Consider the following 12,440-nt stretch of genomic DNA (forward strand, 5'->3'; position numbering starts at 1 on the left):
TACATTTGTCAACTATAATTTTTATTATTTTTTCGAAATATAGAATTCTAATCATGTAACGAGAGATTTGCAGTCAAATTTTACTATATAAACTATAAAAATATGATATACTGAAGAAAAAAGAAAACAACCACTAGGGGTGCGTAAAGCTGAGATTAACGACTGTTAGGTCCCTTTGACTCAATCTAGGTAATGCTGGCTGATGGAAGTGGAAATGATAATGAGGACTAGCTGGTCTTCTATTACTTTCCTGAAACAGACTAGCTTGTTCTTAAGAATACAAACTTCAGTTGGTTGGGAGGTTTTAGATGACTTATTTACCCGTTGCTCTGACCATTGCTGGGACAGACCCCAGTGGCGGTGCTGGCATTATGGCTGACTTAAAGTCGTTCCAAGCTAGAGATGTCTATGGAATGGCAGTTGTGACCAGTCTTGTCGCTCAAAATACAAGAGGCGTTCAATTAATCGAGCACGTCTCCAACCAAATGCTGGAAGCTCAATTGGAAAGTGTCTTTTCGGATATCAAGCCTCAGGCTGTAAAAACTGGGATGTTGGCAACTACTGAAATCATGGAGATCATCCAACCCTACCTTAAAAAGCTGGATTGTCCCTATGTGCTGGACCCTGTTATGGTCGCTACAAGTGGGGACACCCTGATAGATACTAGTGCGAGAAGCTACCTAAAAACAAACTTGCTTCCCCTTGCTACCATCATCACCCCCAATCTTCCTGAGGCAGAAGAGATTGTTGGTTTTTCAATCCATGATCCAGAAGACATGCAACGTGCCGGTCGCCTGATTATAAAAGAATTTGGTCCTCAGTCTGTAGTTATCAAAGGTGGTCATCTTGAAGGTGGTGCTAAGGATTTCCTCTTTACCAAGGAGGAGCAATTTGTCTGGGAAAGTCCTCGAATTCAAACCTGTCATACCCATGGTACTGGATGTACTTTTGCTGCTGTGATTACGGCTGAACTAGCCAAGGGAAAAACCCTCTATCAAGCAGTCGATAAGGCCAAGGCCTTTATCACAAAAGCCATCCAAGACGCTCCTCAACTCGGTCATGGTTCTGGCCCAGTCAACCATACAAGTTTTAAAGATTAAGAAAAACTCTCTAGTTCCCACTTTAAGGGAACTAGAGAGTTTTTGATTAGGAAATCATGTCATCCAGCTTTGCTAAAAAAGCTTGCGTTTTTGCCTCTATATCTTCTGCCTGCATCAGATCACGTACAACAGCTACTCCAGCTATACCCGTTCCGATAAGCTGGTCAATATTCTCTGACGTCAAGCCTCCAATAGCAACTACTGGAATGGCGACCGTTTGGCAAATTGTTTTCAAGGTTGAAATCAAGGTGATAGGTGCATTTTCTTTAGTAGTTGTCGGGAAAATGGCTCCTGTTCCCAAGTAATCCGCACCGGATGTTTCTGCTTCGAGAGCTCTTTTAACTGTTTTAGCAGTGACACCGAGGATTTTTTCAGGACCTAGGACTTTGCGGGCAACCGAAACTGGTAGTTCATCGTCGCCGATATGCAGACCTGCTGCATTGACTGCAAGACAGACATCCAACCGATCATCGATGATCAAGGGCACCTGGTAGGCATCTGTTATTTCCTTGACTTGTTTTGCCAGTTGATAGTATTGATTGGTTGTGAGATTTTTTTCTCGTAGCTGTATGATAGTAACACCTGAACGACAGGCCGTCTCGACCTTTTCAAGAAAGTTTTCCAAGGAATCTTGGTAGCGATTGGTTACTAGATACAGTTTAAGTACTTCTCTATTCATAAAAGTCTCCTTTGATGGCTTCTAGCCAGTTTTCATCTCTTTTTAGGAGAGAGAGTTGATTGAGAACTTGGTAACGAAAATCTTCCAATCCCATTCCTTGAACAACTATTCTCTCAGCAGCGATATTGAGATAAGAGACCGCTAGACAAGAAGCTTCAAAGGCAGTCATTCCTTGGCTAAGAAAAACGGCTGTCAAGGCTCCAACTAAGTCTCCTGTCCCTGTTATCCAGTCTAATTCTGCACAGCCATTTCCTAATACAGCAACTTGATTTTCCGAAACGATGAGGTCCTTGGGGCCAGTGACTAAGAATGACATACCAGGATAGATCTGACACCAGTCTTTCAAAACTTGAAGCAAATCCTCCGTTTCTTGATCTTTAGCACTCGCATCAACTCCAACTCCATGGTGTTTTAAGCCAACAAGACTTCGGATTTCAGACATATTTCCTTTAAGGACCGTGGGCTTGTATTCTAAAAGATCTCTGACTAGATCCTTACGAATGGGGGAAGCCGCTACGCCAACTGCATCTACTACCATTGGGAGACAAGCTTGAGCTGCATAAGTAGCTGCCATACGGATTGCTTTCTCCTTCTCAGCTGACAAATGCCCCAAATTGATGAAGAGAGCTTGGCTTTGTTTGGTAAAATCAAGGACCTCACGGGGATCATCTGCCATGACAGGTTTAGATCCCAGAGCCAAAATGCCATTAGCCAGCATCTCACAAGAAATCTCATTGGTAATACAGTGAATCAAGGAACTGGTTGCTAGAGGGAAAGGATTTGTCAATTTCTGCATCAGTCTATCCTTTCACCAAAGAAATATCCTTGTACTTTTTTAAAGAATTCCTGCTTGATTAAAAATCGAAAGGCAAGAAAAGCTATGGCTGTACCGATCAAGGTTGCTCCGAAAAATCGAGGAGTGTAGATAAACCAGCTGAGCTTGGCCGCAGATCCAGTAAAGAGAACCATGACAGGATAGGAAACAATGGAACCGATAATCCCTGTTCCCAAAATCTCTCCTAGGGCAGAAAAGTGAAATTTCCGACCGTACTTATAAAAGAGACCTGCAAGGAGAGCTCCGAAAGTAGCTCCTGTGAGGGCCAAAGGAGGAATCCCCTGAGTTGACATACGGATAAAGGCTGTGACTGTAGCCATGACTAAGGCATAAACAGGACCCATCAAGATTCCTGCAAGAATGTTGACTACACTGGACATCGGTGCCATTCCTTCAATTCGAAAGATGGGTGTAAGAACTACGTCAAGGGCAATCATCATGGATAAAATAGTTAATTTGTGAACTTGAAGTTGGTGGTTTCTCATTTTCTATTTCTTCTCTTTTTCTAAGGACTGCAAATCACTCGTCCATGTTTGATGTTGGTAAGCCATCTCCCAAAACTTGGCTTCCATGTGGACACTTCGGTGGAAAGCCTCTAGCATTTTTTGTTTGTCCGTCTCGTCGCTTTCTCGATAGAGCTGATTGACCAGGGCTTCTTCCTCTTTAATCTGCTGTTCTAACTCATCGGTGATATAGGTTTCAATCCACTGTTGATAAAGAGGATTCGGGGATGGTTTGCGATTAAGTGCCTTGCCCAAATCATGGTATAACCAAGGACATGGGAGCAAACTAGCAAAAGCAATGCCCAAGTTTGGCTCTGCAAACTGTCGATAAATATGCGAAATGTAATGATAACAGGTTGGAGCAATCGGTTGCTCGTCTATTTCCTGGTCGCTGATTCTTAATTCCTTGAAAAATTGTTGGCGGATAAATAATTCACCCTCCACTAGACTCTGAGCATTTTGTTTCAAGAGTCTTTTCATATCCTCGTTTGAAGTCTTATCAGCCAAGAGGTGATAGGCTTCTGAAAAAGACTTCAGGTAATAAGCATCCTGAATCAGGTAATAGCGGAAAATAGAAGGTTCTAAATTTCCCTCTTGTAACTGTAAAACAAAGGGATGCTGAAAGGAAGCCTGCCAAGCTTCCTTGGATAATTCCATCGCAATATCTGTAAATTCCATAATAACTCCTTTATAGAAATAAACTGGTTTGAAGCAATAAAAAGAAAAGCAGGTAAATCAATTTTGTCCTCTGAGAAATATAAAAAGTCCGATAACTATTCTCCAATTGTGCATGCTCGTCATATCCGTGCGCAGATAGAGCTCTCAGGTAAAGATGGCGCCATCTAAAGACTGTCATCAGAACCTTACTGTAAATCAAGGGCGACCAAACATGCAGTTTTTGGCCACGCAATAAGCAAGCTTCCTTGAGAGACCTGATTTCCTGCTGAATGAGGGGAAAAGAATTGAATACCACTATCAAGGCATAGGCCCAAGACCGTGATAGGCCCTTTTGAGCCAAGTACAAGAGAAGCTCTTTTAGGGAAATAGAGGAAACAAAGACAAGGCCTATACAAACCGTCACAAAGGCTCTCGTTCCAAGCATCACTGCCTGCGAAGCATCCCCATGTAACTGAACTGCCCAATAGTTAGCAAAGGATGGCAAAATGGCGAGCACAAGCATCCAAGCCAACATCTTAAATCGACGGTAGTAGAGCATAAAGAGGATGCAAAATGCGACTACAGAAAGATTAAGAGCAATCGAAGGAAGGAAAGATGTTTCCAAGGATAAAATTAGAAAGAAGAGGCTGAGTATCGGTGTCTGGGTTGCTACTTTGATCATACTACCTCACCTCCCCTAGAGTATCATTATTCAGAGATGGGAGTGGTTTGCTGATGGTCACTTCTTGAAGATGGCTGAGACCCTCTCTCGTCATCTCTATCCAATAATCAACCACAGAAATCAAAGGATCTAAACGATGGCTAATGATCAAAAAACTTCTTCCCTGATTTCTATCCTCCAACATCCACTGACAAAAATAATGGCAGGCTCTATCATCCAAACCAGCAAATGGCTCATCTAGTAAGATCACAGAAGCCTTACTGGTCAAGATGGTCAATAGCTGAAGAATCTTTTGTTGGCCACCACTTAATTGATAGGGACTCTTATCAAGCGCCAGCTCCAGATTAAAATATCGTAAAGCTTGCAGAATCCGCTGATTTCTTTCAGAGTCTGGACTATCTAATTGCAGTTCCTCTCGCAGATTGACTCGGATAAATTGCTTTTCAGCTTCCTGAACAACTCCCGTCAGATCACGATACAAACTCTTTTTCTTTTTCAGGACCGAACCCTTCCAAGTAATGCGCCCTCTATACTTTTGAAATTGAAGAATGGAGCGAAAGAGGGTTGATTTCCCGACACCATTGTCACCCAAGATACAGGAAATTCCTTGGTAGAAAGTAAAATCAGCAATTGAAAAGAGGGGGCGATGATCCAGCTCACAAGTCACACGGTCCATATGGAATCGTTCTGGACTAGAAGCAACTTCCTTTGAAGCGACCAGTGTCATCTCAGAGGTAGGGATTTGAAACACTTCCCTTAGTTGGCCATCTCTTAGCTCCACCATATGGTCGATATAGGCTTCATAGTCCGTTAAATCATGGTCGCACAGGATAACTGTCTTCCCATCAGAGACCAACTCTTTTAGAATCTCCAATATCTCTATCCTACTCTTGCGGTCAATGGAAGCGAAGGGCTCATCCAAGAGATAGACCCTAGGATTCATAGCAAAGAGAACAGCCAAAGCAGCCTTTTGCTTTTCCCCACCTGATAAGTGATGAATTGGACGGTGCAAAATTGGCTCGCAACGACATTGCCGAACCACCTCTGATATTTTAGCATCAATCTCTTGAAGGGGATGGCCGATATTCTCCAAGGTAAAAATCAGCTCCTCAAACAAGTTCTCCATGGTAAATTGATGATTGGGATTTTGAAAGAGAATGCCAACCGTCTGGACACGTTCGACGATAGAAAGCTGACTGACCTCGCTCCCATCTATCAGGACTTGACCACTATAGGGAAGAGAACTGACTTGGGCAATGACTTGAAAAAGGCTGGATTTTCCTGAACCACTGCTCCCAACTAACAAGGTAAAGGCTTGCGCATGAAAAGTAAAATCAATCGGCTCTGAGAAGATTGGAGACTGAATCCCCCGTAGTTCCAGCCCCATCTACGCCTTTCCTCCAGCCGCAAACTGATGATAGAGTTTGACAATGGCACGAACCAAGATAGTACAGAAGAAAAAGACAGAAATAAAGCGAACCACAAGCAAGGACAGGACAAAAGGAAGAGAAAAGGCGTAGTAACCTAACTTAATGTATTCATAGACAAAGCTAAAAAGCGTAATCCCAATACTATTAGCAGTTAGAGAGAGCCAACTTTCATAGCGATTCTTGGTTACAAGAAAACCAAATTCACTTCCCAACCCTTGAACCAAGCCTGACAACAGAGCGCCTAGACCGAATTGGCTACCATAAAGGACTTCAGCAAGCGCAGCGAGCACTTCTCCAATCGTCGCACTTCCGACTCTTGGAACAAAGATGGCCGCAATGGGCGCAGCCATACACCAGAGACCAAAGAGGATTTCATTGGCAAAAGCCTGCAAACCAAGAGGGGCCAAGATCAGGGTGAGGATATCAAATAGATAGCCTGAACCCACAAAAACACCACCAAAAAAGATAGACAAGAAAGCAAGCAAGATAACATCTTTTAACTGCCATTTTTTCAACATAAAAAACTCCTTTTTTAAAGAAAATTGGGGCATTCAAGGTGAGCTACCGAAAGGCTTAACGTCCAGCCTATCCTCTTTTGATAAACAAAAAAACTCCAATTACAAACGAGAATTAGAGTTTACCTTACAAGATTAGACAGTTCTTTTCGACATACGAAAAAACCTTTTCACATTTCCCTTCGCCAGTATTAACTGTATCAGGTTCAATGGGTATCATCTCAGCCTAAAGCACCCCAAATGTCTTTATTATTTAATTATATAATTATTTTAACAGACGATTTATTCTAGTTCAAGGAATTGAACTGGAAATACAGCCTTGTACTCAAAAAGACAGCAGATCTTTCTTTTGCAAAAAATAAATGACTTATTTGATGGATTAGCTATTTGAACTGAATCTGGACATATCTTTTTAGAAAAAAGAAAATCCTACTCCCTCAGAATCCAAGGAAAAATTGATGCCTATTGTTCACTCATTTCCCGAACAGTTTTTTCTATATTTTTTGCATACGATATTGCTGAAATGATTGAAACGCCGTCAACATTGGTCTTCATAATATCTTTAATATGTTGCGTCTGTATCCCACCAATTGCAACTAAGGGAATTTGTGGCAATAGTTTTCTCATCAATTTAAGACCTTCATAACCTATAGCACCACCAGCATCATCTTTTGACTGGGTATCAAATACAGGACCAACACCAACATAATCTACATATTCAACTTTTGATTGTTGAAATTCTTCCTCGTTTTTTATAGAAAGACCAATTATTTTATCTGGCATCAATTTTCTAATTTCATCAACACCAAGATCATCCTGTCCTACATGTACACCATCAGCATCAATTTCCATTGCCAAATCAATATCATCATTAACAATAAACGGAACATTGTATTTTTTACAAAGATCCTGTAGTTTAATTGCTAATTCGACTTTTTCTTTACCTTCTAAGGCTCCCTCACCTTTTTCACGGAATTGAAATAAGGTTATACCACCTTTTAAGGCTTCCTCAACGACTCTATATATATCTTTTCCTTGGCAAGTAGTCGTTCCACAAATAAAATATAGTTTTAGTAATTCTTTATGAAACATCTTACTTCACTCTTTTGAATTCCTTTACATCTTCGTCTGTAATCTCGTATAAGGCATTTATAAATTCAACTTTAAATGTTCCAGGAAGATGCCCATTTGGACGTTTTTCTGCCATTTCTCCAGCGATATTGTAAACCAACATTGCTGTTTCTAATGATTTCAATTCTTGACCTTTTTCAAGTCCGATAAAGCTTGCTACTACAGCACCTAATAAGCATCCTGTCCCAATAACTTTTGGCATCATGGCACTACCATTATGAATCGTTACAACTTCTCCATTAACCGCAATGGCATCCACTTCACCTGTTACTACTATTGGAATATTGAACTTTTTATTTGCTGCTAGAGCAATTTCATCAATATTATCTACGCCTGCACTATCTACTCCTTTAGATGCCACATTTATTCCTACTAAAGAGGCAATCTCGCCAGCATTTCCCCTAATCGCTGCCAGTTTGTAATTATTGATTAGATCATCTGCTACTTTTTTTCTATATTCTCCTGCTCCACAGGCTACAGGATCTAAAACTGCAGGAACATTATATTTTTCAGCAATTTTTAGTGCCTCTTGGTACAGCTTCCAATTATTATCCGTTAAAGTCCCAATGTTAATCAATAATCCTCCAGCATATTTTAATAGATCTTCTAAGTCTGCTGGGTACTCGCTCATAGCTGGTGAGGCACCCAGTGCTACTAATCCATTTGCTGTAAAGTTTTTTACAACATCATTGGTGATACAGATTACTAATGGTGCTTTTTCTTTTAATAATTTTAAACTTGTCATATTGAAATCCTTCCTTTTCACTTTATACGATCTACTGATTTCGATTTATCTCTATCTTTCGTTAAGAAATTTTTTTTACATTGAATGATTTATGCTCAATGAAAATCAAAGAGCAAACTAGGAAGCTAGCCGCAGGCTGCTCAAAGCACTGCTTTGAGGTTGTAGATAAGACTGACGAAGTCAGTCACATATATAATCTAAGGTGAAGCTGACATGGTTTGAATTTGATTTTCGAAGAGAATTACCTCGTCAAATTTGTCAGTATCCTGAACCTTCTCTAGGCATCATAACCAATATCAAAAAAGGCTAATTCTAAAGCAACTGCTTGATTCCAGCGTTGCTGAAGTTCTGTCAAATCTTCTCTACCTTTCCCGACACGATTGAGTTCGTCAACCAGAAATTGAACCCACTCTGTAAAGAAAGGACCTCTGTGGAGATTGATCCATTCTAAATGAATATAGGCTTCAGGTAGAGCCAATTCTTTAGAACCCCAGTCTAAATAGAGACCTTCTGCAATGACCAGCATGACCAAAAGATGAGCATAGTCTGATGAAGTCACAGCAGAATACATTAGCTCCTGAAACGCTTTTGTTACAGGGTGCAAGGTCACTTCTAGATAGTCATTCTCTGCTACTTTTAACTCTTTGAAAGCCTTTTGGAAATAACCATCTTCATCTGCTTCAAGAAAGCCTAGTTGCTTGGCAAAACGAAGTTTGGGTTCAAGCTGGTCTGCGTGAGCTACACAGGCACCCAGCATGGATAAGAAGGCATCAAAGAAATTATAATCTTGAATCAGGTAGTCTTTTAAGACCTTATTCTCAATTGTCCCCGCAAAAAGTTCCTTAACAAAACGATGATTGATTGCAGCCTGCCAATCCTTCTGACTGCTTTTTAATAATTCTCCAACGGTCAAACCCGGCTGAAATGCATAGTCTTGTGTTTCCATATTTACTTTTCCTCTCTTTACTCGTTCGTAATCAACAAAATACCAAGAAAATTCTAGTTTTACTTGACCTTTTTAAAGAAAAGTGGGGCATTCAAGGAGAGCTGCCAAAAGACTTGCCGTCAAGCCTATCCTCTTTTGATAAACAAAAAAACTCCAATTACAAACGAGAATTAGAGTTTACCTTACAAGATTAGACAGTTCTTTTCGACATACGAAAAAACCTTTTCACATTTCCCTTCGCCAGTATTAACTGTATCAGGTTCAATGGGTATCATCTCAGCCTAAAGCACCCCAAATGTCTTTATTATTTAATTACTGGACCAGTATAACAGAATTTGAAAGCCCTAGCAAGATATTTGACTGGAAAATATATTTATATAGTTTCTAATAACGATTTAATCTTTCTATACACGAAGAAAAACCTCCACATAAGGTGGAGGCCGTCTTCTTTATCAATACAATTTTAAGTCACGAGGGTCAACTGGGAAGGTTGGATTGTATGGGTTGTGACGGAGTTTGAAGTGTTTGACATCCTCAATAGTCTGAGTTCCAGATAATTGCATGACTGTCTTCAGTTCTGCATTTAAGTGCTCGAAGACTTGACGCACACCAACACTACCACCGAGAGCCAAACCATAGATCACAGGGCGACCAATGGCTACCAAGTCTGCTCCTGAAGCCAAGGCTTTAAAGACGTGTTGACCGCGACGAACACCAGAGTCAAAGACAATTGGCACACGTTTATCAACTGCTTCTGCTACTTCTTGAAGTGAGTCAAAGGCAGCTGGCCCACCGTCAATTTGGCGGCCACCGTGGTTGGTTACCCAGATACCTGAAGCTCCCGCAGCAAGCGAACGTTCAACGTCCTCACGGCATTGTGGTCCCTTGACATAGACAGGAAGACCAGAATATTCAGCGATAAATTCGACATCGCGTGGAGACAAGCGTTGTTTAGCTGACTTGTAAACAAAGTCCATTGATTTTCCAGCACCTTCTGGCAGATATTCTTCAACAATTGGCATACCAACTGGGAAGACAAAACCATTGCGCTTATCGACCTCACGATTCCCCCCTACAGTTGCATCTGCCGTCAAGACAATCGCTTTGTAGCCTTCAGCCTTCACACGGTCCATGATATGGCGATTAATCCCGTCATCCTTACTAAAGTAAAATTGGAACCAATGAGGTGTCCCTTGAAGAGCTTCCGTAATTTCTGGAAGGTCAACGGTAGAGTAAGAGCTGGTTGTATAAAGAGAACCAAATTCATGCACACCACGCGCAGTAGCTACTTCCCCCTGCTCATTTGCCAATTTATGAGCCGCAACAGGTGCCATAATAATTGGTGAAGATAATTTTTCACCTGCAAATTCAATCTCTGTACTTGGATTTTCAACATCACAAAGCGTATGAGGAACGATGAGTTTGTGGTTAAAGGCACGGATGTTCTCGCGTAAAGTGAAAGTATCCTCTGCTCCACTAGCGATATAACCAAAGGCAGCTTTAGGAATGACTTGTTGCGCCATTGGCTCCAAATCATAGGTATTGATGAAATCTACATGACCTTCTGCATTGCTTGTTTTGTATGACATAAAATGTCCTCCTTGATAAGTAAGCGTTTACTTTGTATATTACAAAAAATATTCTAACTCTTTTTTCAAAATTTTTCAAATATTTTGTTTGGAAATTTCATACTTTCAATCATTTTACAGCGATAATTAAAAATGATGAACTTTCTTAAGTTATGGAAATTCAAATAATCTTTTCATTTTCTAATACTTTATCATCAAATTGTTCAGCTAGTATAGTTGCTGAGTGATAAAGTTCCTTTGCTTTATTTTTATCATTTTCAAAATAAAGATAGCACTTAGCTTCAAATACTGAAATTCCAGGTTTATAGACTTGCAACATTGTTACTGATAAAATTTCATTCATCTTTTTTACTAGAGATATCATATGCTTATAGTCATTATGAACAACATAAACACCCGCTATGGCACAAAGAACTGATAGTAGCTCTACATTATACATTTCATCACTAACTAATTGCTGTTTCAACAACTTAATCCTAAAATCATCTAATGCTCTCTTCTATAAATCAAGTCTTGACATTGCATAGCAAAATAATCAATTAATAGTAAATCATTGAATGTGTAAACTTGCTTTAGTGTTACTTGCTTAAAATAATCATCAAAAATATCTTCAGCGAAACTACCTGTCCCTGTTCTTATCAAGTCTAATATTCTTTCAATCAAGTCTAGACTCAGCAACTCTTCCTCAGGAAGAGCTAGTTCTTTATTTTCAAGAAAAGTATCTATCGGAACTTCTAATCGCTTAGATAAATATTGTAACTTAGTAATTGTTGGCAAGGATTGCCCAAGCTCAGTACGCATCAGCTGTTTGATTATTAAGTCAGCTTCTGTCCACAGACCTCTTCTCTCATCAATTTGTGACGTTCACGTTCCTGTCTTACTCTATGACCAATTTCAGTTTTAATATCTGTTGTCATTCTTACCTCTTAACCACAATCTATAAATTAACATACTTTTAATTCTTCGGCTAAAAATTAACAATAATTCTTTTTCAAATCCGTCATATTATTTTCTAAAACTTGGATGTCTTGGCTGACTTTGAGAATGACAATGCTGCCTTGAATACTGGAGATGACTTGACGGGCCTGCAACTGCGCCCGCTCTTCTGACCAGTCAGCATGCAGGTCTTGCAAGAGGCTGGCTAACTTCTCTGTCCACTGGGTCATAAAATCATTGAGAGGACAGCGGAAGTTCTCATCTTCTGTGGACAATTCCACAATCAGATTACCAATTGGGCAACCATAAAAGACTGTCTGACTTTCATGAAATTGACAAACCCAGTCAATCATATCCGAAAACTTGTCACTGTAAGACTTGTCTGCTTCAAAAATATCTTCAAAAAGCTCTTTTCGCCACTTTGCTAAAATATCTTGAATGACCGTCAAACCAATTTCCTTCTTAGATTTGAAATAATAATAAAGCTGCCCCTTGCCAACATCAGCCACCTCCATGATGTCACTGATGGAGGTGGCATCATAACCCTTCTGATAAATCAATTCCTCAGCACTTTGTAAAATACGCTCTTTAACGCTCATCTGCTCACCTCTCTTTTTTACTATTATAGCATATTCAGAGTCTGGGACCAAACCATTGAAATCACCTCCTTTTGCCACTGTTTTATCATTAAA

General features: G+C 40.1%; 15 protein-coding genes and 3 riboswitches. Of the genes, 1 reads left to right on the forward strand and 14 read right to left on the reverse strand.

Annotated elements, in window-relative coordinates:
• Positions 1-125 precede the first annotated feature (125 nt).
• Positions 126-224: riboswitch (TPP riboswitch) on the forward strand.
• Between the two features lie 84 nt (positions 225-308).
• Positions 309-1,100, forward strand: a complete 792-nt coding sequence (gene thiD, locus HMPREF2853_RS07710) for a bifunctional hydroxymethylpyrimidine kinase/phosphomethylpyrimidine kinase (RefSeq protein ID WP_070535537.1) — start codon at positions 309-311, stop codon at positions 1,098-1,100.
• Positions 1,101-1,146: 46 nt separating this feature from the next.
• On the opposite strand, the gene thiE (HMPREF2853_RS07715) is transcribed toward thiD, so the two are convergent.
• From thiE (HMPREF2853_RS07715) to HMPREF2853_RS07780, 14 genes are all read right to left on the reverse strand, one after another.
• On the reverse strand, positions 1,147-1,779 hold the full coding sequence (thiE, locus tag HMPREF2853_RS07715; protein WP_070535543.1) for a thiamine phosphate synthase: 633 nt from the start codon (positions 1,777-1,779) through the stop codon (positions 1,147-1,149).
• Complete coding sequence (locus HMPREF2853_RS07720) at positions 1,772-2,575, reverse strand: hydroxyethylthiazole kinase (protein WP_070535547.1); 804 nt, start codon at positions 2,573-2,575, stop codon at positions 1,772-1,774. The genes thiE (HMPREF2853_RS07715) and HMPREF2853_RS07720 overlap by 8 nt, the downstream gene beginning before the upstream one ends.
• The gene (gene thiW / locus HMPREF2853_RS07725) at positions 2,575-3,099 is read right to left on the reverse strand and encodes an energy coupling factor transporter S component ThiW (protein ID WP_049504917.1); all 525 of its coding nucleotides are present in this window, start codon (positions 3,097-3,099) and stop codon (positions 2,575-2,577) included. The genes HMPREF2853_RS07720 and thiW overlap by 1 nt, the downstream gene beginning before the upstream one ends.
• Positions 3,100-3,102: 3 nt before the next feature.
• Positions 3,103-3,795, reverse strand: a complete 693-nt coding sequence (gene tenA / locus HMPREF2853_RS07730) for a thiaminase II (protein ID WP_070535550.1) — start codon at positions 3,793-3,795, stop codon at positions 3,103-3,105.
• A gap of 10 nt (positions 3,796-3,805) precedes the next feature.
• On the reverse strand, positions 3,806-4,456 hold the full coding sequence (locus HMPREF2853_RS07735) for an energy-coupling factor transporter transmembrane component T (protein ID WP_070535553.1): 651 nt from the start codon (positions 4,454-4,456) through the stop codon (positions 3,806-3,808).
• Between the two features lies 1 nt (position 4,457).
• The gene (locus HMPREF2853_RS07740) at positions 4,458-5,843 is read right to left on the reverse strand and encodes an ATP-binding cassette domain-containing protein (protein WP_070535557.1); all 1,386 of its coding nucleotides are present in this window, start codon (positions 5,841-5,843) and stop codon (positions 4,458-4,460) included.
• Positions 5,844-6,404, reverse strand: a complete 561-nt coding sequence (locus tag HMPREF2853_RS07745) for an ECF transporter S component (RefSeq protein ID WP_000915272.1) — start codon at positions 6,402-6,404, stop codon at positions 5,844-5,846.
• 157 nt (positions 6,405-6,561) lie between these two features.
• Positions 6,562-6,650: riboswitch (TPP riboswitch) on the reverse strand.
• Positions 6,651-6,863: 213 nt separating this feature from the next.
• Entirely contained in the window at positions 6,864-7,493 is a 630-nt protein-coding gene (gene thiE, locus HMPREF2853_RS07750) for a thiamine phosphate synthase (protein WP_033605926.1), read from the reverse strand.
• 1 nt (position 7,494) lies between these two features.
• Positions 7,495-8,277, reverse strand: a complete 783-nt coding sequence (gene thiM, locus HMPREF2853_RS07755; RefSeq protein WP_033605927.1) for a hydroxyethylthiazole kinase — start codon at positions 8,275-8,277, stop codon at positions 7,495-7,497.
• A gap of 277 nt (positions 8,278-8,554) precedes the next feature.
• Positions 8,555-9,223: a TenA family protein gene (locus tag HMPREF2853_RS07760; RefSeq protein WP_070535560.1), complete on the reverse strand. Its 669-nt coding sequence runs from the start codon at positions 9,221-9,223 to the stop codon at positions 8,555-8,557.
• A gap of 215 nt (positions 9,224-9,438) precedes the next feature.
• Positions 9,439-9,527: riboswitch (TPP riboswitch) on the reverse strand.
• 148 nt (positions 9,528-9,675) lie between these two features.
• Positions 9,676-10,812: an L-lactate oxidase gene (gene lctO, locus HMPREF2853_RS07765; RefSeq protein WP_000120716.1), complete on the reverse strand. Its 1,137-nt coding sequence runs from the start codon at positions 10,810-10,812 to the stop codon at positions 9,676-9,678.
• Between the two features lie 160 nt (positions 10,813-10,972).
• Positions 10,973-11,278 (reverse strand): hypothetical protein, encoded by a 306-nt coding sequence (locus HMPREF2853_RS09980; RefSeq protein ID WP_158086419.1) that lies wholly within the window; start codon positions 11,276-11,278, stop codon positions 10,973-10,975.
• Between the two features lie 20 nt (positions 11,279-11,298).
• Positions 11,299-11,613 (reverse strand): hypothetical protein, encoded by a 315-nt coding sequence (locus HMPREF2853_RS07775; protein ID WP_002880183.1) that lies wholly within the window; start codon positions 11,611-11,613, stop codon positions 11,299-11,301.
• A 173-nt stretch (positions 11,614-11,786) separates the two neighbouring features.
• On the reverse strand, positions 11,787-12,347 hold the full coding sequence (locus HMPREF2853_RS07780) for a TetR/AcrR family transcriptional regulator (protein ID WP_000111605.1): 561 nt from the start codon (positions 12,345-12,347) through the stop codon (positions 11,787-11,789).
• Positions 12,348-12,440 lie beyond the last annotated feature (93 nt).

Origin of the sequence: Streptococcus sp. HMSC077F03 (genome assembly GCF_001812375.1) — a bacterium.
Lineage (GTDB): Bacteria > Bacillota > Bacilli > Lactobacillales > Streptococcaceae > Streptococcus > Streptococcus oralis_S.